Annotated in this window: 14 protein-coding genes; 6 read left to right on the top strand and 8 right to left on the bottom strand. The window is 61.8% G+C overall.

Going from position 1 to position 23,441, the window contains the following annotated elements; all coding sequences use genetic code 11:
• Positions 1 to 41 precede the first annotated feature (41 nt).
• The 4 genes from hemA to AC4CWF_RS01875 form a co-directional block, all read right to left on the bottom strand.
• Positions 42 to 1,256 carry a 5-aminolevulinate synthase gene (gene hemA, locus AC4CWF_RS01890; RefSeq protein WP_491283451.1) on the bottom strand — a complete coding sequence of 405 codons (1,215 nt, stop codon included), beginning with the start codon at positions 1,254 to 1,256 and terminating at the stop codon, positions 42 to 44.
• Positions 1,257 to 1,471: 215 nt separating this feature from the next.
• Positions 1,472 to 2,269, bottom strand: a complete 798-nt coding sequence (locus AC4CWF_RS01885; RefSeq protein ID WP_491283450.1) for an FAD binding domain-containing protein — start codon at positions 2,267 to 2,269, stop codon at positions 1,472 to 1,474.
• Positions 2,270 to 2,289: 20 nt separating this feature from the next.
• On the bottom strand, positions 2,290 to 4,638 hold the full coding sequence (locus tag AC4CWF_RS01880) for a xanthine dehydrogenase family protein molybdopterin-binding subunit (protein WP_491283449.1): 2,349 nt from the start codon (positions 4,636 to 4,638) through the stop codon (positions 2,290 to 2,292).
• A 113-nt stretch (positions 4,639 to 4,751) separates the two neighbouring features.
• A complete protein-coding gene (locus AC4CWF_RS01875; protein WP_491283448.1) occupies positions 4,752 to 5,243 on the bottom strand; it encodes a (2Fe-2S)-binding protein in 492 nt (163 codons plus the stop codon).
• Between the two features lie 272 nt (positions 5,244 to 5,515).
• Between AC4CWF_RS01875 and AC4CWF_RS01870 the strand changes: the two genes are divergently transcribed.
• From AC4CWF_RS01870 to AC4CWF_RS01845, 6 genes are all read left to right on the top strand, one after another.
• Positions 5,516 to 5,773 carry a YMGG-like glycine zipper-containing protein gene (locus AC4CWF_RS01870; RefSeq protein ID WP_491283447.1) on the top strand — a complete coding sequence of 86 codons (258 nt, stop codon included), beginning with the start codon at positions 5,516 to 5,518 and terminating at the stop codon, positions 5,771 to 5,773.
• 180 nt (positions 5,774 to 5,953) lie between these two features.
• A complete protein-coding gene (locus AC4CWF_RS01865; RefSeq protein WP_491283446.1) occupies positions 5,954 to 7,867 on the top strand; it encodes an autotransporter assembly complex protein TamA in 1,914 nt (637 codons plus the stop codon).
• A gap of 65 nt (positions 7,868 to 7,932) precedes the next feature.
• A complete protein-coding gene (locus AC4CWF_RS01860; RefSeq protein WP_491283444.1) occupies positions 7,933 to 14,031 on the top strand; it encodes a translocation/assembly module TamB domain-containing protein in 6,099 nt (2,032 codons plus the stop codon).
• Positions 14,032 to 14,318: 287 nt separating this feature from the next.
• Positions 14,319 to 16,106, top strand: a complete 1,788-nt coding sequence (locus tag AC4CWF_RS01855) for a methyl-accepting chemotaxis protein (protein WP_491283443.1) — start codon at positions 14,319 to 14,321, stop codon at positions 16,104 to 16,106.
• Positions 16,106 to 16,585, top strand: a complete 480-nt coding sequence (locus AC4CWF_RS01850; RefSeq protein ID WP_491283442.1) for a chemotaxis protein CheW — start codon at positions 16,106 to 16,108, stop codon at positions 16,583 to 16,585. Before AC4CWF_RS01855 ends, AC4CWF_RS01850 begins: the two co-directional genes overlap by 1 nt.
• Before the next feature lie 156 nt (positions 16,586 to 16,741).
• Positions 16,742 to 17,587 (top strand): asparaginase domain-containing protein, encoded by an 846-nt coding sequence (locus AC4CWF_RS01845; RefSeq protein ID WP_491283441.1) that lies wholly within the window; start codon positions 16,742 to 16,744, stop codon positions 17,585 to 17,587.
• 76 nt (positions 17,588 to 17,663) lie between these two features.
• Here AC4CWF_RS01845 and AC4CWF_RS01840 read toward each other — a convergent pair whose 3' ends face one another.
• The 4 genes from AC4CWF_RS01840 to fdhF all read right to left on the bottom strand — a co-directional run bounded on the left by AC4CWF_RS01840 (position 17,664) and on the right by fdhF (position 23,435).
• Entirely contained in the window at positions 17,664 to 19,316 is a 1,653-nt protein-coding gene (locus AC4CWF_RS01840; protein ID WP_491283440.1) for an OFA family MFS transporter, read from the bottom strand.
• An 81-nt stretch (positions 19,317 to 19,397) separates the two neighbouring features.
• On the bottom strand, positions 19,398 to 19,742 hold the full coding sequence (locus AC4CWF_RS01835) for a formate dehydrogenase subunit delta (RefSeq protein ID WP_491283439.1): 345 nt from the start codon (positions 19,740 to 19,742) through the stop codon (positions 19,398 to 19,400).
• Positions 19,720 to 20,556, bottom strand: coding sequence for a formate dehydrogenase accessory sulfurtransferase FdhD (gene fdhD, locus AC4CWF_RS01830; protein ID WP_491283438.1), 837 nt, complete (start codon positions 20,554 to 20,556; stop codon positions 19,720 to 19,722). The genes AC4CWF_RS01835 and fdhD overlap by 23 nt, the downstream gene beginning before the upstream one ends.
• Positions 20,553 to 23,435, bottom strand: coding sequence for a formate dehydrogenase subunit alpha (gene fdhF, locus AC4CWF_RS01825; protein ID WP_491283437.1), 2,883 nt, complete (start codon positions 23,433 to 23,435; stop codon positions 20,553 to 20,555). Before fdhF ends, fdhD begins: the two co-directional genes overlap by 4 nt.
• Positions 23,436 to 23,441 lie beyond the last annotated feature (6 nt).

Below are 23,441 nucleotides of genomic sequence, written 5' to 3'. Positions count from 1 at the left end.
TCCATGATCCGTCCCTCGAGTTCAAGCAGAGAATGCCGGTATCAGGCGACCGCGCGTGCCAGCGCGCAGCGCGACCAGAGCTGATGCAGGGCACCGACCAGATGTTCGATATCGGCATCCGAGTGCAAAGGCGTCGGGGTGATGCGCAGGCGTTCCGTCTTGCGCGGCACCGTCGGATAGTTGATCGGCTGCACGTAGACATCGGAATGATCGAGCAGCAGATCCGAGATCCACTTGCACTTGGCGGCATCGCCGACCATCACGGGCACGATATGGCTCGGGTTGGGCATGTGCGGAATGCCGCGGGCATCGAGCGACGCGCGCAGCTTGCGCACGCGATCCTGATGGCGGGCGCGCTCAAACGGGCTTGCCTTCAGGTGGCGGATGGAGGCAACAGCGCCAGCGGCAAGCGCCGGCGGCAGAGCCGTTGTGAAGATGAAGCCCGAGGCAAAGGAACGGACGAAATCGCACACTGCATGCGAGGCAGCGATATAACCACCCATCACGCCAAACGCCTTGCCGAGCGTGCCTTCGATAATGGTGATGCGATCCATCAGGCCTTCGCGTTCGGCAATGCCGCCACCGCGCGGGCCATACATGCCAACCGCATGCACTTCATCGAGATAGGTCATGGCGCCGTACTGGTCGGCAAGATCGCAGATCTCGCGGATCGGCGCGATATCGCCATCCATGGAATAGACGCTTTCGAACGCGATCATCTTCGGCGCCTTCGGATCGGCAGCCTTCAGCTTGGCTTCGAGATCGTTCAGATCATTGTGCTTCCAGATAACGCGTTCGCACTTGCCGTGGCGAATGCCCTCGATCATCGAGGCATGGTTCAGCGCATCGGAAAAGATGATGAGGCCGGGGATCTTCTGACCGAGTGTGCCAAGCGTTGCCCAGTTGGACATGTAGCCGGAATTGAAGATCAGGCCGGCTTCCTTGCCATGGAGATCGGCAAGTTCCTGCTCGAGAAGAACATGGTAATGCGTCGTGCCAGAGATATTCCGGGTGCCTCCCGCACCCGCGCCACAGTGATCGATGGCCTCTTTCATGGCATCGATCACGGCCGGATGCTGGCCCATGCCGAGATAGTCATTCGAACACCAGACGGTGACTTCCCGCTTGCCTTCCGGCGTATGCCGGGTGGCACGCGGAAATTCTCCACGATGTCTTTCGAGGTCTGCGAACACGCGATAGCGGCCTTCCTGATGAAGGCTGTCCAGCTCGCCCTTGAAAAATGCCTCGAAATCCATTCTCACACTCCAGAATCTGGCATCGTTTTTCGGTCCTCGGCGCTTTTGCGTCAACCCCAACGGGTGCGATTCCGCCCCACCTGCGGCAATTGGACCAGTTTTTTGAATTATTCCAATTTGAATTTACGATAGGACCCATAAGAGAAAGTTGATTTGCATCAAGGGTGCTGAAAAAAATGGGCGGCCGAAGCCGCCCGAGTTGCTCGCCTTGGAACTCAACCGGCCGCGATGACCGCTCGTTTTGCCATGACCCGCACCAGATTGGCGCGGTATTCGGCGCTCGCATGCATGTCCGACATCAGATCAGCCGGGTCGACAGACACCGCCTTGGGTGATTCGGGCGACCAATTGGCCTCCAGCGCCGCTTCGATCGCGCCGGCGCGAAACACGCCGCTCGATCCGGCCCCGGTCACACCGACGCGCACACCACCGGCCGATTTCGCCACAAAGACGCCGGCAATGGCATAACGCGAGGCCGGGTTGCGGAATTTCGCATAGCCTGCCTTTTCCGGTGCCTCAAAGGAAACGGCGGTCACCATTTCCCCCTCTTCAAGCGCCGTCTCAAACAGGCCGGTGAAAAACTCCTCGGCCGGAACCTCCCGGCGGTCGGTGATGATTGTCGCCGCGAGCGCCAGCATGGCGGCCGGATAGTCGGCGGCCGGGTCATTATTGGCAATCGAACCGCCGATCGTGCCCATGTGGCGCACATGCGGATCGCCGATCATGCCCGCCAGTTCACAAATGGCCGGACAGACCGCCTGAATAGAACCGGAGGCTGCAACATCCGCATGCGGTGTGGCACCGCCAATGCGCACAGTGCGGCCCGTCACGCTGATGCCTTTCAGGGCCTCGATATGGCGCAGGTCGATCAGGTCAGAAGGGGCGGCAAGGCGCTGCTTCATCGTGGCAATCAGCGTCATGCCGCCGGAGAGATAGCGCCCCTCGTCATGCGAGGAGCGCAGGTTGACCGCTTCATCGACAGAAGAAGCGCGGTGGTAGCTGGTGGCATACATGGTCGTGCTCTCCCCTTATCTCAGTGGCCGGCCTGCAATGCGCTCCACACCTTCAGCGGCGTGGCGGGCATGTGCAGGTGGTTGATGCCGATGGCATCGGTGATGGCATTGATGAGCGCCGGCGGCGAGCCGATGGCGCCCGCTTCACCGCAACCCTTGATGCCGAGCGGGTTGCTGGGGCACGGGGTGTTCTGGTGCGACAGCGTGAAGGACGGAAGATCATCGGCGCGCGGCATGGCGTAATCCATGTAACTTGCCGTCAGAAGCTGGCCATTCTGTTCATCGTACCGCACCTCTTCCAGAAGCGCCTGACCGATTCCCTGCGCCAACCCGCCATGCACCTGCCCCTCGACAATCATCGGGTTGATGATGTTGCCGAAATCGTCTGCCGCGACGAATTGCACAATCTCCGTCTTGCCGGTTTCCGGATCGATCTCGACCTCGGCGATGTAACAGCCGGCCGGGAAGGTGAAGTTGGAGGGATCGTAAAAGGCGGTTTCCTTCAGTCCCGGCTCCATGCCCGAGGGCAGGTTATGGGCGGTATAGGCGGCAAGTGCCACCTGGAACCAGGGCAGGCTCTTGTCGGTGCCGGCCACTTTCACATCGCCGTTTTCGATGACGATGTCGCTTTCATCCGCCTCCATCAGGTGGGCAGCGATCTTCTTTGCCTTCATCTCGACCTTGTCGAGCGCCTTCACCACGGCCGACATGCCGACGGCGCCGGAGCGCGAGCCATAAGTGCCCATGCCCATCTGCACCTTGTCGGTATCGCCATGGACGATGTTGACGCTGGCAATCGGCACGCCCAAACGATCGGCAATCAGCTGGGCAAAGGTGGTTTCATGACCCTGGCCATGGCTGTGCGAGCCAGTCAGCACCTCAATGGTGCCAACGGCGTTGACCCGCACTTCCGCCGATTCCCAGAGGCCGACACCGGCGCCGAGAGAGCCGACAGCCTGAGACGGCGCGATGCCGCAGGCTTCGATATAACAGCTCATGCCGATGCCGCGTTTCATGCCGCGCCCTGCCGCCTCGGCACGCCGGGCAGGGAAACCATCCCAGTCGGCAGCCGCAAGGGCCGCATCGAGCGAAGCGTCATAATCGCCCGCGTCATAATTCATGATCACAGGCGTCTGGTAGGGGAAGCTGCGGATGAAGTTTTTCCGCCGAAGTTCGGCCGGCGAAAGACCCAGTTCACGCGCCGCCACTTCCATGGTGCGTTCCAGAAGATAGGTCGCTTCCGGCCGCCCGGCCCCGCGATAGGCATCGACGGGAACCGTAGTCGTATAGACCGTGCGGACATTGGCGTGGATGGCCGGGATGGCATACTGGCCAGACAAAAGCGTCGCATACAGATAGGTCGGCACAGCAGACGAGAAGAGCGACATATAGGCGCCGAGATTGGCGATCGTATCCACCTTCAGGCCGATGATGCGGTGATCGGCATCGAAGGCCATCTTGACCTTCGATACGTGATCACGGCCATGGGCGTCGGTGAGGAAAGCTTCCGTGCGGTCGGACGTCCATTTGACCGGCACGCCGGTTTTCTTGGACGCCCAGAGACAGACGATCTCTTCCGGGTAGATATAGATCTTCGAACCGAAGCCGCCGCCGACGTCAGGTGCGATCACACGCAGCTTGTTTTCCGGCGCGACATTATAAAAGGCGCTCATCACAAGGCGCGCCACATGCGGGTTCTGGCTGGTGGTGTAGCAGGTGAAATGGTCTTCCGCCGCGTCATAGATGCCAAGCGTGGCGCGCGGCTCCATCGGGTTCGGCGAGAGGCGATTGTTGAGGATCTCGATTTCGGTGACATGGGCGGCAGCAGCAATCGCCGCATCGGTTGCCGCGCCATCGCCGATCTGCCAGTCGAAGATCAGATTACCGGGCGCTTCCGGATGGATCTGTGGAGCGCCGGGCTGAAGGGCAGCCACCGCGCTGGTGACGGCCGGAAGCTCCTCGTAATCAACGATAACGGCTTCTGCCGCATCGCGGGCTTCGGCGGCACTATCGGCCACAACGATGGCGACCGCATCACCAACATAACGCACGGTATCGATGGCGAGCGGACGCCAGGCGCCCATCTTCATCGGCGTGCCATCCTTGGAATGGATCATCCAGCCGCAGATGAGATTACCGATGCCATCCGCCTGCAATTGCCGGCCTTCCAGCACATCGATGACGCCGGGCATGGCCCTTGCGCCCTCGATGTCGATGCCGTTGATTTTCGCATGCGCGTGCGGGCTGCGCACAAAGGCTGCGAACTTCATGCCGGGCACAACCATGTCGTCGGTGTAACGACCCTTGCCGGTCAAAAACCGCTTGTCTTCCTTGCGGGCGACGCGCGCACCAATGCCTTCCATTCCCATTTCATCTCCTCCCGAAACGAGCGAATAGCGAGTGGCGAATAGTCAGTGGAGCAGAACGACACGAACGGACCGCTGTGCGGCCGAACCATGGGCTCCCTGCTATCCGCTCCGGATTATTCTGCTGCCTGGCGCGCGGCGCCCTGCAGCTCTTCATTGGCCGCCAGCACCGCCTTGACGATGTTGTGATAGCCGGTGCACCGACAGATATTGCCGTCCAGCTCATGGCGAACCGTGTGTTCGTCAAGATCACCGCCATGGCGGGCGATCATGTCGACGGCGGTCATCACCATGCCGGGCGTGCAGAAGCCGCATTGCAGGCCGTGATGGGTGTTGAAGGCCGCCTGCACTGGGTGCAGTTCGCCCTGGCCGGCAATGCCTTCGATTGTGGTGACGGTGGAGCCGGCGGCCTGGACCGCAAGGATGGAACAGCTTTTCACCGAACGGCCATCCAGATGCACCACGCAGGCGCCGCACTGTGTCGTATCACAGCCGACATGCGTGCCGGTCAGACCCAGCTTTTCCCGGATGAAATGCACGAGCAGCGTGCGATCGTCGCACTCGCCCGACATCGTCCGGCCGTTTACCGTCAACGTCACTTTCGTCATGATTCCTCCCGCGCCTCCTCAAGCACTGACGTGTCTCCTCAAACACGTTGATGCATCATTTGCCTTTTTCGACGGGCGATCAACCGATACTTTTCGGGGGCATCCCTTTCGGGGAGCATGAGATTGCCACTTTGTTAAAAGAAAGCTGAAATGTGCGTCTGGACTTCCAGATTTTGAATCTTATTCTCCCGTGCAGCGGTTTGACGCAGCTGGCCGGGAGGACGACGACGAGCTTCGGAACGATCAGCGCTTGTGACAACGTGGAGAGAGTAATGAAAAAGGCTTTTGTGCTTCTTTTGGTCGGCCTGTCGGTGGCTGGCTGCACGCAGACGGAAAAGGGTGCCGGCATTGGCGCCGGCACGGGTGCCATCATCGGCGGCCTGGCAACCGGCAATGTGCGCGGCGCAGCCGTCGGTGCTGCCATCGGCGGTGTTTCGGGCGCGGTGATCGGTTCGGTTTCCGAACAGCCGGGTCAGTGCTACTATCGTGACCGCTACGGCAACCGTTATGTGGACCGTTGCCCGCGCTGATCACGCAAGCGCCGGAACACGGCGAAAATTCAGGCCCCGGGTCCATGCCCGGGGCTTTGTCGTAGAGGATGTGACATAAAATCAGTACCCACTGATTGAATTTGCGGTTAAATTAGCAGAATGTTGAACAGGCGATGACGCCTGCAGGGTGGGAACGCCAAACTGAGTACGTGTAACGACATGCCGAGGCCACGCAGCGCCACTGCGTCTCGAAAGGCCGGCGTCGCAGCTTTCCTGGCAGCGATGATTGTGGCATGGCCGGGATTCGCGCCGGATGCCCTAGCATTCAAGATTTTCGGGCTGACCCTGTTTGAAGGTGACGATGACAAGACCGATGTCATCGACCCCGTCACGTATACCGCGAGCATCGACACCACCGCGGCAGAAGGCGACCTGAAGGACCGGCTGGAAACGGCAACGGCGCTGGTCAATGATGAAAAGCAGCCCGTCTCCGGTGACCTCGGCCTCGTCATCAAGGCGCGCGAAGACCGCGAACGCCTGGTGGCCGTGCTTTACGAAGAAGCCCGTTACGGCGGCGTGGTGCGCATTTCCATCGCCGGCACCGATCTGGACAAGCTGCCGCCCACGCCGACCTTCGACCACAGCCAGCCGGTTCCGGTGACCGTGACCGTGGAGCCCGGCCCCGTGTTTACCCTTGGCAGCGTTTCGCTGACGGACGATGCGGCAGGCCTTGATCCGGAAACCTATGACCTGACGCCCGGTGGACCTGCCGGTTCGCTGCGCCTCATCAAGGCCAGTGAGCGCATCGTGCGAGACCTGAAGGCGCAAGGGCGGCCCCTGGCAAAGCTGACCGCGCGCGAAGTGATTGCCGACCATGCCACCAACACCGTTGCCGTCACCATGAGCGCCAGCAGCGGCCCGGTCGCCCCGCTCGGCACCGTCACCGTCAAGGGCGCACGCGCCGTTTCCTCCGATTTCATCCGTCGTTATTCGCGTCTCGATGAACGTCAGGATTATTCGCCGGACCAACTGCGCAAGGCCGCAGAGCGTCTGCGCACGTTGAGCGCGCTGGCAAGCGTCACGGTTCGCGAATCCGATACGCTTGCGCCGGATGGCTCGCTTCCCCTCACCATAGAGGTCTCCGAGGGCAAATTCCGATATTTTGGCGCGGGCGCCGAATATTCTTCCATCGATGGCGCCGGATTGTCCGGCTATTGGGGGCACCGCAATCTGTTTGGCGAGGCCGAGCAGTTGCGCATCGAAGCCAATGTTTCGGGCATCGGCGCCACCACCGATTACACGACTTTCGACTACACGGCCGGCATCTACTTCACCAAGCCGGGCGCCTACCTGCCGCGCATCACGTTTGACACGAGCCTTGTTGCCAAACGCGAGACGCCCGACGCCTATACTGCCAATTCGGTGACAGCCCTTGCCAAATTATCCTACGAGCTGAACGACCGCGACACGGTGAGCGGCGGCGGGGAAGTGGCGTGGACCGAGGCTGAGGACGCCTTTGGCCGCAACACCTACCTGACGTTTTCGGCTCCCTTCACCTTCGAGCGCGATGGTCGCAACAACAAGCTGGAACCCACGGAAGGCTACCGGCTGACCGCCAGCGCGACGCCGAGCTACGAGGCCTATGGCGGAACGATCTTCTCGTCTTTCGAGGGCTCACTCTCGGGTTATCTCGGCCTTGGCGACAGCGACCGACTGGTGCTGGCCGCACGCGTGGCCGGCGGCTCGGTGATCGGCGCAGACAGTCTCGTCGACATTCCAACGACGCGCCGCTTTTTTGCCGGCGGTGGTGGTTCGGTGCGAGGCTACGCGTTTCGTGAAATCTCTCCCTATAACAGCGACAACGAGGCACTGGGCGGACGTTCCTATGCGCTCGCATCGTTCGAGGCTCGAGTGAAGGTGAACGAAAAGGTTGGAATAGTTCCGTTTTTTGACGTCGGCAGCGTCGCGACCGAAATCGTGCCCGATTTCTCCGATATCCGCATGGGCGCCGGCATCGGCTTGCGTTATGCAACGCCGTTCGGCCCGTTGCGACTGGATGTGGCGCTGCCGCTGAACCGCTATGACGGCGGCAGTCAATACGGTATCTATGCGGGCATCGGGCAGTCATTCTGATGTCGCGCAAACAGGAAGTTCAGGATAAGCACGTCCCAAAGGAAGCCAAGGATGAACCCGCGTCGATGAGATCATCGTCCCGCAAGACGGCCGGAATACTGCGCGCAGTGCTGATTGCTGCGGCGCTTCTGCTCGTGCTTGCGCTGGGCTTCGTGGCGTTCCTTGGCTTCGTGCCCGCCGGCCATCGCCTGACGGGGCAGTTTGCCTCCTCACTCCTGTCGTCGCCGGGCCAGAAAATCATCATTTCCCCGCCCCGTGGCCTGCTCACCGGACATCTTGAAATCGACCGGCTGACGGTATCGGACGCAAAGGGCGTTTATGCGCAGGCGCATGACATCAATGTCGACTGGTCGCCGCTGTCGCTTCTGAAACGCACATTCCACGCCCAGAGCATCGCCATCGGCGGCGTTGAGGTTTCCCGTCCTCCGGTGCCGGTCAAGCCGGTACGCCAGCAGACGACGCAAAACACCGGCGGCGGCTTCTCCCTGCCCGTCTCCATCGATATCGACCGGATCAGCCTGCCGGACATCACCCTTGCTCCTGAAGTCACCGGGCGCAGCTTCCAGATTGCCGCTGAAGGCTCAGCCAATGCGACGGGCGAGCGCGTGGCACTGAAACTCTCGGCCAACCGCAAGGATGCGCCGAACGCCATTGCCAAGGCAGATCTTGTCTTCGCACCGGGCCAGAACGAATTGAAGCTGCAGGCGCTGGTGGCAGAACCGCAAGGTGGGCTTCTGGCGCGCCTGCTGCATCTGCCCGGCGCACCCGCGCTGGCGCTGGCGCTGGATGGCCAGGGACCGCTGTCGAACTGGACCGGGCAGCTGCGCGGCACGGTCAACGGCGAGCCGGTCATCAGCATGGACGGCCAGCACACGCTGACGGCGCAAGGCCGCCACCAGCTGCAGATGTCTGGCGGCGGGCAACTGGCCGAACTGCTGCCACCCACGCTGCGTCCCCTGTTTGCCGGGCGCACCGACATCAATGTCGGTGCCGTTATCAGCCCGAATGGCCGCATCGAGATCAGCAAGAGCGAGTTGACGACGGGCGCGATGCGGGTTGCCGCCTCCGGCGCACTCGATCCCTCCGGCGACAACAGCCTGACCGGCAGCGCAACTGCCACCAACGGCGCCGTGGCCATGGAATGGCCGCTGGACGACGAACCGTTGCGGTTTGCCCTCGACAACCTGAATTTCACCCTGACGGGGCCTGCCGAATCCTCCCGTTTTAATGCCACGGCGGCGCTGAAATCCTTGTCCACCGCGGACGCGCGCTTTACCCAGGTTCGCCTGCAGGCCGAAAGCGAAGACCTCAACCTGCGGCAATGGGCCGGCAGCGTGCGCACCCGCATTTCGGCAGCAGAGGCCAATTTCACCAATCCCGATCTCGACCGGTTGATCGACGGACCCATTCGGCTCGATGCCCCCATAAGGCTTGCCCTGCCGGCCATCGGGCTTGATGCGTCGACCTTCGAAAGTGCCAATATTTCCGGCACGATCAGCGGCGCCTATAATCTGTCGCAGCAGTCCGTCACCGGAAATCTGCGTATGTCGCTCAACCCGAACGGCCTGCCGGAGGTGGCGGAACAGTATCTCGACGGCATGATCGGCTTCGAGGGTTATATCGATGGCGTGATCGGCGGGCGCATGAGCCTCGAAAACCTGGTCGTCAAATCAAGCGTTCTGGAAGGCCACGGCAACGTGCTGCTGCAGGACGGCAAGCTGGACGCCCATCTGGCCGGACGTGTGCCGGATCTTGCCAAGTTGCGGCCCGATGCCAAGGGTGCGGCCGGTTATGACGTCAAGCTGTCTGGACCCCTGGAGGCGCTGGGCGCCAAAGCCGCCATCAATGCGGCCGAAGCGCGGTTCAGCGGCCATCTGTTCGAGGGCATCATCCTGTCGTTTGACGGCACAGTCACCGGAGACGAGCCGAACGGAACTCTGCAGGCAGGCGGCCGGGTGGACGGAAAGCCGGTCAACCTGAAAACGCAGGTCCACCAGAAGGATGGCGTGGTTTCGCTTCCCGGCATGTTGCTGGAAGCCGGGGCCAACCGGGTGAGCGGCTCCCTTGCACTTTCGCCCGACTACCTGCCGTCGGGCAGGCTGGACTTTGCGCTGCCGGATATCGGGCTTTTGACCACGTTTGCCGGACAACAGGCAAGCGGCGACCTTACCGGCACGCTCGACCTCTCCAGTTCGAACGGCGTGGCAGCGGCCACGCTCAACGCATCCGGGCAGTCCATCGCCGCGCAGGGCGTGACACTGGCAAATCCTGCGATCTCGGTCACGAGCAGCGACCTGAAGGCGCTTGCCGCAAATGGCACCCTTCGCGCCTCGCGCGTTTCGCTTGGCACGCAGGTGGCTGATGATGTGACCCTCACACTTGCCCAGGCAGGCTCCAACACCGGCATCGATCTTGCTGCCCGCTATGGCGGTGCCCCGCTCTCCCTTGCCGGACACGTGGACCGCAGCAACGACAATGCCATGCGCATTGCCATCGACCGCTTTTCCGCAAATCTGGCCGGGATCGATCTTCACCTGCGGGAACCCAACACGATCCGGTTTGCTTCCGGACGCGCCGAGATCGGTGGCCTGAACCTTGCAGCCGGCGACGGGACGGTCCTGGTCGACGGAAGCGCCGGACAGCAGTTGAACATTGCGATCAGGGCGAGCGACGTTCCGGCGCAGCTCGCCAACGGCTTTGCTGCCAATCTCGGCGCGTCGGGCCACATCGGGGGGGCAGCAACCATCAGCGGCACTTCGGCTGCACCCGTTGTTCGCTACAGCTTGAACTGGGAGGATGCCGAACTTGCCGAAACCCGCACGCGCAGCATCCAGCCGCTTTCGCTCTCGGCGCGCGGGCGCTTCGAAAACGGCACCGTGACGATCGAGCGGGCGGGTATCGAGGGTCAGGACGGGCTTGATGTCTCCGCCAGCGGAACAATTGCGATCAGCGAACCGCGCCGCATTGTCCTGCAGGCCGATATCGCGTCGCTGCCGGCAGAACTGGCCAACAGTTTTCGCCCGCAACTGGCCACCAGGGGCACGGTGCAGGGCAGCGGCCGGGTGACCGGCACGGTCAGCGAACCGGTGGCTGAGTTCAACCTCTCGCTCACCGGCGCATCAACCGCCGAAACCCGCAGTGCCGGCCTTGGTGACCTCATCGGTCGGTTGAACGGACGCTTCGAGAACCGCGTCCTCAGCATTGGCGAACTCACCATTTCCGGCACGCAGGGGCTTTCCGTCAACGCCAGCGGCACGCTCGGCCTTGACGGCGAGCGACCGATCACGCTGCGCTCCACGCTTGCCGCGGTGCCGGCGGGGCTGATCAATGCAGTGCGTCCGGATCTGAAGGCGCAAGGCGCATTGTCCGGCACTGTGACGGCCGCCGGCACACTTGCCGCACCGCAAGCCGATTTCGACCTTCAGCTTGCCTCCGCATCTGCCGAAGCCACCCGCGCCGCCAATGTCGGACCGCTCAATGTCACCGCCCGTGGCCGTTTTGCCGATCAGGTGGTCACCCTTGCCGATGCGCGTCTGACCGGCGACAACGGCCTGAGCGCCCAGGCGAACGGCACCGTCGGACTTGCCGGTGAAGGCGCCCTAGCGCTTTCGGCGCAATTTTCTGCCCTGCCGGCCGCACTTGCAAACCTTGCGCGCCCGGGCCTTGCCGCAAGCGGCACCGCAAGCGGCACGGTTTCGGCAAGCGGCACGTTTTCGGCACCGGTTGCGACCTATGACGTGACGGTGGCTGATATCGCCACCAGCCAGAGCCGTTCGGCTGGCGTGAAGGCACTTGATCTTCGCGCGCTCGGCCGGTTCGAGAACGGCGTTCTGACGCTGGAACAGACCCAACTGAGCGATCCCTCCGGCCTGTCGCTCACCGCATCCGGCCGGGTGATCCTGACCGGGCCGCAGGCGCCGGCGCTCGATCTCAATGCCGATATCCGCGCCCTTCCCGCCAATCTCGCCAATGCCTTCGTGCCGGATCTCGATGCAGGCGGCATCATCTCTGGAACCGTTTCGTCCACCGGCTCGCCGGAGGCGCCCGCCACGCAGTTTGATCTGAAGTGGCAGGATGCGCAGACGCGCCAGACCCGCAGCGCTGCCCTTGCCGGACTTCAGGTCGAGGCGCGCGGTACATTTGCCAACAACACGCTGACACTGGATGAGGCAGGGCTTTCCGGTCCATCGGGACTTTCCGCCTCCGCCAAGGGCACGGTCGGGCTCGCGGGAGACAAGCCGCTCGATCTCTCGGCAACCGTTGCATCACTGCCGGCCAGCCTGATCAGCGGCTTCGTACCTGACATTGATGCCGGCGGAACCTTGTCCGGCACGGCTGCCATCGGCGGCACCGTTTCGGCCCCCGCGGTAAAGTATGATCTGCAATGGGCCGACGGCGTGATCCGCCGCCAGGGCGATGCCGGCATTTCGAACCTGACCCTGAAGGCTGCCGGCAGTTTTGACGGCGGGCGCCTGACCCTTGGCGAAACACGGTTGACGGGTCCTGGTGGCCTTTCGATTTCGGCTGATGGTGCTGTCGTCCTCGGTGGCGAAGCCGGGCCTCTGGTCAATCTCAATGCGAACCTTGCCTCGGTGCCCGCAAGCCTTGCCAATGCCTTCGTTCCCGGGCTTGGCGCCACCGGCACGATCTCGGGCAAGGTTTCCGCCCTGCCCGGTGGCAGCGCCAATGGCGCGCGCTTTGATCTTGCCTGGGCCGATGCATCGCTTGCCCAGACAACGAGCGCCGGCGTGCCGCCTTTCCGCATTGCCGCAAACGGCACATATGAAAACAACCGCCTTGCCTTCGAGACGCAGCTGGGCGGTGCCAGCGGCCTTGCCCTACGCGGCAGTGGCAGCGTCGGACTGGCGGGAGACAGGCCCCTCGATGTACGTGTGCAGGGAGACGTGCCGTTTGCCCTTCTCGCCGCGCAGCTGTCAGGCCAGGGTTTTGTGCTGGAAGGCGGTGCGAACCTCAACGTGACCGTTGGCGGAACGGCATCGGCACCCGCAGTTACCGGCACGGCGTCCACCTCCGGCGCAAGGCTTGTCGATGTCCGGCGCAACCTTGCCGTGAACGGCCTGGCCGGCTCCGTTGAGTTCAACCGCGACCGGGCCACGATCTCGCGCTTTTCCGGCACGCTGTCATCAGGCGGCACAGTGACCGTCAGCGGCTCTGTCGGTCTGAGAGACGGATTTGCAGCTGACCTCGATATCGCCCTCGACAATGCCACCTATGTCGATGGCAACCTGGTGACGGCGACCGTCAACGGGGCGCTCAAAGTCTCCGGGCCGTTGTTGCAGGGTCCCAAGCTTGCCGGCAACGTCACGCTCCTGAAGGCCAACATCACGGTTCCCGCAAGTCTGCCGGCGTCGCTTGCCGAACTTAACGTCGAGCACCGCAATGCGCCCGACGACGTGCGTGCCCTCCTGGAAAGCCTTCAGCCGAAGGGCGGCACGCAGACCAGCACCGGCATCGCGCTCGACCTGACACTGACTGCCCGCAACAACATTTTCGTGCGCGGACGTGGTATCGATGCGGAACTTGGCGGCTCGCTCACTATTCGCGGTTCGGCCGCCGACCCTGTCGTGACCGGCGGTTTTGAAATGCGGCGTGGCCGTATCGTCATCCTCACCAAGCGGCTGGATTTTACCACCGGCAAGATCACCTTCGGCGGCAGCCTGGTGCCCATCCTTGACCTTGTTGCCAGCACCTCTTCCGACCAGACCACCATCAACATCACGGTGACAGGCCCTGCCAACAACCCGGATATTGTCTTCGGGGCATCGCCGTCGCTGCCGCAGGACGAGGTTCTGGCGCGGCTGATTTTTGGCCAGTCGATGTCACGGCTGTCTGCCCTGCAGATCGCGCAGTTGGCGGATGCGGTGACGCAGCTTGCCGGTGGCGGCTCGAACTCGCTGCTGCAGACGTTGCGCAGCGGCCTTGGCGTCGACGATATCGACATCAACACGGATGAAAGCGGCCAGACAAGCGTGTCCGTCGGCCGTTATCTCAACAACCGCACCTATTTCCAGCTGGAGCAGGGCGGCAGCAGCGGCGGCGCCAAGGCTTCTATCAATCTCGATGTGGGGCGGGGTGTGAAGCTCAAGGGTTCCGCTGGCAGCGAGGGCGGTTCGGCGGGCATTTTCTACGAACGGGAATATTGAAGAAGCGCAGGTCAAGACCGGCCTGCCGCATTGACGTCAAGACCGAACACGGCCTCAAGATCCGGTCTCGATATTGGCAACAGCAGTTTCCCCAAAATCTTCCGTCTGCTTCATGTCTGCCAGCCCCCACCGCAAGGCGATGCAAACATTTGCATCTTTATTCATCCAACTATTAGATTTGACGCATTTTTAATGCATGGCCGCTACCTTGATGTGCAATTGCTCATGCAGCTGACAGGAACTGATGCAGGAGCACCATTGCCCTTCGATTGCACAAAGGTAAGTCCGTGACCCTCAGTTTCCTGCCGACCAGCGACGCCAGCAACTTGCTTAGTGCGATCGGCCGCTCTCAGGCCTTGATCGAGTTCGATCTCAGCGGCCGTATCCTCACCGCCAACGAAAACTTCTGCCGCGCGCTTGGGTATACGCTTGCCGAGATCAAGGGAAAGCAGCACGCGATGTTCTGCGATCCCGCCTATACCCGGTCGGAGGACTACAAGCTCTTCTGGGCAAAACTTGCGCGAGGTGAGTTCCAGGCCGCCGAATACAAGCGCATCAGCAAGAACGGTAGCGATGTCTGGATCCAGGCCTCCTACAACCCCGTCAGCGTGCGCGGAAAAATCGTGAAGGTGGTGAAGATTGCCACAGACATTACGGCGGCAAAGCTGAAAGCAGCCGAAGATGCCGGCAAGATCGCGGCGATCTCGAAGATTCAGGCGGTTATCGAGTTCACCCCGAAGGGCGACATCATCACTGCCAACGAAAATTTCCTGAACTGCATGGGTTATAGTCCGAGCGAAGTTCAGGGGCGGCATCATAATATGTTCGTCGAGCAGGGTTTTCGCGACAGCCCGGAATACGCCACGTTCTGGAAGAAACTTGCTGGCGGCGAAGCGGTTGCTGCCGAATTCAAGCGCATCGGCAAGGGCGGCAAGGCCGTCTGGATCCAGGCCTCCTACAACCCGATCTTCGATGCTGACGGACGTGTGTTCAAGGTGGTGAAGTTTGCCACCGACATTACCGAGCGCGTACGTGCCGTGGATGATATTGCCGGCGGCCTCACCGCCTTGTCACGCGGAGATCTGACCCACCGCATTACCCAGCCGTTTATTCCAAGCCTTGAGAAGATCCGTACCGACTTCAACGAGTCGATGGAAAAGCTGCGGCAGGCCATGCAGATCGTTGGCGAGAATGCCGAAGCGATTGCCTCCGGCTCCGAACAGATCCGCCAGGCCTCCAACAGCTTGGCCCAGCGTACCGAACAGCAGGCAGCCGCCGTTGAACAGACGGCAGCCGCGCTGGATGAGATCACCCAGACGGTCGCGACCAGCGCAAAACGTGCCGAAGAGGCCGGACAACTGGTCGGCCGCACGACTGCCGGGGCCACGCATTCCGGCGAGGTGGTTAGCAATGCAATTTCCGCCATGGGCCAGATCGAAAACTCCTCCGGCGAAATTTCGTCGATCATCGGGGTTATCGACGATATCGCCTTCCAGACCAACCTTCTTGCGCTGAATGCCGGCGTCGAGGCCGCACGTGCCGGTGAAGCCGGCAAGGGGTTTGCCGTCGTTGCGCAGGAGGTGCGGGAACTTGCGCAGCGTTCCGCAAAGGCTGCCAAGGAAATCAAGGCGCTGATCAACACGTCAAGCCAGCAGGTGGCAAAGGGCGTGTCCCTTGTCGATGAGACCGGCAAGGCCCTGCAATCGATTATCGGCGAGGTCGGCGATATCAATGGCAATATCGCTGCCATCGTCGAGGCCAGCCGCGAGCAGGCCACCGGCCTGAAGGAAATCAACAAGGCCATCAACCTGATGGACCAGAATACGCAGCAGAATGCGGCCATGGTGGAAGAATCGTCTGCCGCCAGCCACAGCCTGGCGCGCGAGGCGGATTCTCTCAGAACTCTCATTTCAAAATTCAGCTTTGGGAAACAATCTTCCTCTAAGGTAAGTGTTGCGCGACCCGATGCACGCCCTGTGGCATCTCCGGCTCGCTCACTCATGGCCAAGGTTGCACGCTCCAGTACCGGTGGCGCAGCCGCCGCCCAGGCATCGGAAAGTTGGGAAGAATTTTGATGGCTACGACGATCAACTCTACAAGCTACAGCGGCGAGATGCTTGAGATCATCGCGTTTCGCCTTCACGATCAGGAATTTTGCGTGAAGACGACCACGATCCGCGAAATTCGCGGCTGGGCACCGTCCACGCCAATCCCGCATGCACCGTCCGATGTCATCGGCGTGATGAACCTGCGCGGCTCGGTCATTCCGATCATCGATCTCGCCTACAAGCTGGGCATGAAGAGCACGGTTGCCAACGAGCGTTCGGCCATCGTCGTGGCAGAGGTCCACAACATGGTCATCGGCATGCTGGTCGACCGCGTTTCCGACATCCTGACGATCCCGTCGGATCAGGTGCAGCCGGTGCCGGAGGTTTCGGCCTCCTTCGACAAGTCATTTTCCGAAGGCATCATTGCCAATGAAAACGGCATGATCTGCTTCCTGAACCTGTCGAAAATGTTCAAGGGCAGCGATCTCGAAGACATGGCCGCCTGATCTTTCGGTCAGACAACACATTTCCAAGGGCAGCGCGGGAGACCGCCGCTGCCCTTTTTGCGTGCCTGCTTTCGTCGCCACGGCTCTACGCTTCTTGATCTTGGCAAGCGGCTGGACTACCAGACGGGCCACCCCTTGAATGCTGAAGGAGATCTCATGCGCCTGCTCCTCATCCACACCGGCGGAACGATCGGCATGGCGCAGGGGCCGGACGGACTTCAACCGCAGCAGGGGCTTGTGGAAGCGGCCGTTGCCGAACGGTTGCCGCCTAAGACCACACTTTCGACCCATGTTTTCACGCCTCTTCTCGATAGTGCCGATGTCGGTCCGCGCCACTGGAACGAGATGCTGGATGCCATCCGCGCCCATCCCGACCTTCCGGTGATCATCACCCATGGCACCGATACAATGGCGTTTACCGGTGCGGCCTTGTCCCAGGCGCTGGCGGGTGAGGCACGCCGCATCATCCTCTGCGGCTCAATGATCCCGCTCGGCGAAGAAGGCGATGCGGACGAAAATCTTTCGCTGGCCATCAAGGCTGCCCTTGCCGGCGGTATCGGCGTCGATCTCGCCTTTGCCGGCAAACTTTTAGCCGCAGCAGGGCTGGTAAAACATGACAGCCACGCGATGGATGCCTTTCGTTTCCAGCGGCAGGATGCCGCCACGCCACCCCGATCGCGCCGCTTCTCGAACCGCCGGCTCGCCGTTCTGACGCTGACGCCCGGCATGCCGGCCGAACTGCTTGAAGCCTCACTGTCGGTGCTGGACGGAGCGGTCCTGCGGGTCTTCGGCTCCGGAACCGCGATGAACGACCCGGCGGTCCTTGCAGCGCTTGCAAAAAACGTAAAGGCCGGCAAACGCATCCGCGCCGTCAGCCAGTGCGAGGCAGGCGGGCTGGAACCCGGCGCTTACGCAGCCGGCGCCGGTCTTTGGGCGACCGGCATTGAAAACGGTGGTGGCGAGACGCCGGAGGCAGCCCTCATCCATCTCTGGCTGAACTGATCCTCTCGCAATTCGCCCAAAACGACGAAAGGCGACCTGCAAGGCCGCCTTCCCTCTTTACTGTTTGCAAAGCTGCTTAACCGAAGATCGCCAGGCTGTTCTTCAGCGTAACCCAGACGCCCCAGAGAAGGGGAATACCGACAACAGCCCAGGCCATGGCGGCTTTGGCATCAAAGCCACCCTTGCCAATGCCGAAGGAGCCGGTCGGGCCGGCATTGGCCGCAGCCGTCTTCGCCTGAAGAGCTGCCACTTCCGCATCCGACATGAACCATTTGTCGGCGAGAGGCCTGACGAGGGCATTGGCCACGAGCCCCAGCGCCAGCATGCCGGCGAGGATATACATGGTGCCGGTGTAAAGAGCCGGCCCCGGCGCAACGCCAGCGGCAATCTGGGCTTCGCGGATATAGTTGACGACAACAGGGCCGACGATGCCAGCTGTTGCCCAGGCCGTCAGCAGCCGGCCATGAATGGCGCCGACGAACTGCGTGCCGAAGATATCCGCAAGGTATGCGGGAATCGTGGCAAAGCCTCCGCCATACATCGACAGGATGATGCCGAAGGCCAGAACGAACAGAGCCTTGGAGCCGAGACCAGCCAGCGTCGGTGCCAGTGCATAAAGCACGATGCCGAGGATGAAGAAGCAGAAGTAGGTGTTCTTGCGGCCAATCTTGTCGGACATGGATGCCCAGAAGAAGCGGCCGCCAATGTTGAACAGCGACAAAAGCCCGGTAAAGCCGGCGGCAATTGCCGCAATCTGTGCTTTCTGGGCGACATCAAGCTGCGAGAAGGTGAGATCCGGCAGGCCGATCAGAGAGCCGGCAAAAATTTCCTGCAGCATGGGCGAGGCGACGCCGATAACACCGATGCCGGCGGATACGTTGAGGCAAAGTACGGCCCAGATCAGCCAGAACTGCGGCGTCTTGTGTGCATTCTTCAGATGAACGTGGCGGGTGGTGATCATGCTGCTTTTAGCAGCCGGCGGCGTCCAGCCTTCCGGGCGCCAGCCGGCGGGGGGAATGCGATAACCGAACGCGCCGCCCATCATGAAGACGAAATAGACGAGCGCCATCACCACAAAAGTCTGCCACACACCAACGGACATATCTGTCTTGAACGTGTTCATAAGAATATTGGCAAGCGGTGCGCCAATCATCGCGCCACCGCCAAACCCCATGATGGCCATGCCGGTTGCCATGCCGCGCCGGTCCGGAAACCATTTGATGAGGGTGGACACAGGCGAGATATAACCAAGGCCAAGACCAATACCGCCGATCACACCGGCACCTAGCCACATCAGCCAGAGCTGGTGGAACATCACGCCGAGTGCTGCAACGAGAATACCGCCGCACCAGCAGCAGGCAGACACGAAGCCCGCCTTGCGCGGCCCGACGCGCTCCAGCCAGCCGCCCCAGATGGCCGCGGAGCAGCCGAGGAGGACGAAGAACAGCGTATAGATCCAGCCAAGATCCGCCACGCGCCAGTTACAGGCCGTCGTAAACAGCGCGCCCCCCAGCGTCAGCCCTGAGCAGCTTGGATCCGCGTTTGGAATGGCACGGCTGAGCGGCAGCCAAAAGACGCTGAAGCCATAGGCCATGCCGATGCACAGATGAATGGCCAGCGCTGCCGGTGGCACAAGCCATCGGTTGAAACCCGGTTTCGCAATGATTCGTTCTCTATCCAGGAAGCCGACACCCGCCATACTTCCCCCCGTCACGCCTGCTACTGCCATTGACAATACCTCCCTATGGAATGTCAGACATCAAAAATTGACATTGCGCCGGCCGATCCGGTCCGGCGCCCATCGTGTCGTTCAAGCGGTGCTTTCCGGCACGCTCGGCTCTGAAAGCGATTCCCCGGCGGCCGTCCCCTTGCCTCCCGTTGCGCCTTCGGCCGCATCCGCACCCAGACCGACAGCGCAATCATTGCTCTCGTCCGGGCGCTTGATGCGGGCCGATGCCAGGATGACCAGCGGCAGAAAACCGCCGGTGCCGGCATCGATCAACTCGAAGAAGCGACGTCGCATGCGCTTCTCCCAGAACTTGTTGATGTGGGTCGCCACGCCCTCCATCCGCACGTCCTGCGGCTGCGAGGCAAAGAAGGTCGCAATCTGGTTTGCCATGCGGACGAGCTTTTCATCCGTGTGATTGAGCGACATGGGTGGCACCTCCCTTTGCGGTCAAGCGGTCGGCATGGGTGAAGATTTCATAATCATTACCGCGCACGACCCCGATCAGCGTCATGCCGGCTTCTTCGGCAGTGCGAATGGCAAGGGCCGTCGGCGCGGAAATCGCCGCAAGCAGCGGGCTGCCAAGGATCGCCGCCTTCTGCACCATTTCCACCGACAGACGGCTCGTGACGACAACCACGCCCCGAGCCGGTTCCCAGCCCCCGAGAAGCACGGCACCCACCAGCTTGTCGAGCGCGTTGTGGCGCCCGACATCCTCGCGCATCGCAACCAATCCTTCGCCCGGCACATAAAAGCCGGCACCATGCACGGCCCGCGTTTCCCGGTTCAGCTGCTGTGCCTGGCCCATCAGGTCCATGGCGCTTGAAAGCTCGGCCGGAGATACTTGAAAACCATCGTCTGTGATCTCAGGCACCGCGCGGGTGGCCTGCTCGATGGATTCGATGCCGCAGAGCCCGCAGCCGACCGGACCCGCCATGCGCCGGCGTCGAAGGGTCAGCGCCTCAGCGGTTGCGTCCTTCAACGTCACCTGTACATCGATGCCGTCGCCGGCCTCGACCGGCTCGATGGACAGGATTTCACTTGCCGCGCGAATGATGCCCTCGGCCATAGAAAAGCCGACGGCAAAATCTTCGAGATCCGCGGGCGTTGCCATCATCACCGCATGGGTGGAGCCGCCGAAGGAAAAGGCGATCGGCACCTCTTCCGGCACCACTCGGCTGCCAGTGACGGTGCGTCCATCGCGCGACTGGATTTCAGCAACCATGCGGGTTGCGGGTATCATTCCGCCGCTTCCAGCTTGGCTGTAATCCGCCGCGACCGACGCGACAGCTCCTCGTAATCCTCCTGCCATTCCGTCGGCCCGTTCGAGGGCGAGATCTGCACCGCCGTCACCTTGTATTCCGGGCAGTTGGTCGCCCAGTCGGAAAAGTCGGTGGTGATGACATTCGCCTGCGTGTTCGGGTGGTGAAAGGTGGTATAGACCACACCCGGCGCGACGCGATCGGTGATCAGCGCCCGAAGCGTCGTTTCACCGGCGCGGCTCGCAAGCTTCACCCAATCACCATCCTTGATGCCGCGCTGTTCGGCATCGTGCGGATGCAGTTCCAGCCGGTCCTCCTCATGCCAGACCACGTTTTCCGTGCGCCGCGTCTGGGCGCCGACATTATATTGCGAGAGAATGCGGCCGGTGGTGAGAAGCAGCGGAAAGCGCGGGCCGGTGCGCTCATCGGTTGCCACATATTCCGTGCGGATGAACTTGCCCTTGCCGCGCACGAAACCATCGACGTGCATGATCGGCGATCCCACAGGAAACTTCTCGTTACACGGCCACTGCACCGAACCCATCTTTTCGAGATAATCGTAGGAGACGCCGGCAAAACTTGGCGTCGAGGCGGCAATCTCGTCCATGATCTGAGAAGGATGCGTGTAGGCCCAGTTGAGCCCCATGGCCTGCGCCAGCTTCTGGGTCACTTCCCAATCCGCATAACCGTTCTTCGGCGTCATCACCTTGCGCACGCGGTTGATGCGGCGCTCGGCATTGGTAAACGTGCCGTCCTTTTCCAGGAAGGTCGAACCCGGCAGGAAGACATGGGCATAATTGGCGGTTTCGTTGAGGAAGAGGTCGTGAACCACGACACATTCCATGGCCGCAAGGCCCGCCGAGACATGCTTGGTGTCGGGATCGGACTGCAGGATATCCTCGCCCTGAATGTAGATGCCCTTGAACGTGCCATCGACAGCCGCATCCAGCATGTTCGGGATACGAAGACCCGGCTCGTTGTTCAGTGTCACGCCCCACAGCTTTTCAAAGGTCTCGCGCGTGGCATCGTCCGAGATGTGGCGATAGCCGGGAAGTTCGTGCGGGAAAGACCCCATGTCGCAGGAGCCCTGGACATTGTTCTGACCACGCAACGGGTTCACGCCGACGCCGGGACGGCCGATATTGCCGGTGGCCATCGCCAGATTGGCAATCGCCATCACCGTGGTCGAGCCCTGGCTGTGTTCGGTCACGCCAAGACCATAATAGATCGCGCCATTGCCGCCCTTGGCAAAGAGGCGTGCGGCACCGCGCAGATCCTCTGCCGGAACGCCGGTGAACTTTTCTGTTTCTTCCGGCGAATGCTCAGGCTCGGCCACAAATGCAGCCCAGTCCTCAAATTCGGACCAGTCGCAACGCTCGCGGATGAAGGCCTCATCAAACAGGCCTTCGGTGACGATGACATGGGCCAGTGCCGTCAGAACCGCGACATTGGTGCCGGGCTTCAGCGGCAGATGGAAGGATGCTTCCACATGCGGTGTGCGCACCAGATCGATGCGGCGCGGATCGATGACGATCAGCTTGGCGCCCTTGCGCAGCCGCTTCTTCAGCCGCGAGCCAAAGACCGGATGACCATCGGTCGGATTGGCACCGATGACCAGAACCACATCGGAATGTTCAACCGAGTCGAAATTCTGCGTGCCGGCCGACGTTCCAAAGGCCTGGCCGAGGCCATAACCGGTGGGCGAATGGCAGACGCGGGCGCAGGTATCGACATTGTTATTGCCGAAACCGGCGCGGATCAGCTTCTGCACGAGGAAGGTTTCCTCGTTGGTGCAGCGCGACGACGTGATGCCGCCGATGGATTCCCGGCCGTATTGATACTGGATGCGGCGGAATTCCGAGGCGACATGCGCATAGGCCTCTTCCCAGGTAACTTCGCGCCAGGGATCGGAAATTTTTTCGCGGATCATCGGGTTGAGGATGCGGTCCGTATGGTTTGCGTAACCGTAGGCGAACCGACCCTTGACGCAGGAATGGCCACGATTGGCCTGCCCATCCTTCCACGGCACCATGCGCACCAGCTCTTCGCCGCGCATTTCCGCCTTGAACGAACAGCCGACGCCGCAATAGGCGCAGGTGGTGACAGCCGAATGCTCCGGCTGGCCGATTTCGATGACGGATTTTTCCGTCAGCGTCGCCGTCGGGCAGGCCTGAACGCAGGCGCCGCAGGAAACGCATTCGGAGGAGAGGAAGGCTTCATGCGCGCCGGGCGAGACGCGGCTGTCAAAACCGCGACCCTCAATGGTCAGCGCAAACGTGCCCTGCACCTCTTCGCAGGCGCGCACGCAGCGCGAACAGACGATGCATTTGGAGGGGTCGTAGGTGAAATACGGATTGCTCTCATCCTTCGGCAGCCACTGGGCGTTCATCCCGCCCTCAGTGGAACGTGCCTTCACATGGTTTTCGCCGTCATATCCATAACGCACATCGCGCAGGCCGACGGCCCCGGCCATGTCCTGAAGCTCGCAATCGCCATTGGCAGCGCAGGTCAGGCAGTCGAGCGGATGGTCGGAGATATATAGCTCCATCACGCCCTTGCGGATCTGCTTCAGCCGCTCCGTCTGGGTGTGGACAACGAGGCCTGGCGCCACCGGCGTTGTGCAGGAGGCGGGGGTGCCGTTGCGGCCCTCCACCTCGATCAGACAGAGCCGGCAGGACCCGAAGGCATCCACCATGTCGGTAGCGCACAGCTTTGGCACCTGAATGCCGGCCTCCATCGAGGCACGCATGATCGAGGTGCCCGCGGGCACGGTGATCGCACGGCCATCGATGGTGAGCGTTACCAGTTCGGTGGATTTCGAGGCGGGTGTACCGTAATCGATTTCAGGAACGAGGGGCATGATAGG

Source organism: Neorhizobium sp. PAMB6630, from assembly GCF_058242775.1.
Note: the sequence above shows the minus strand (reverse complement) of the source record. Positions and strands in the feature narration are given on the sequence as shown.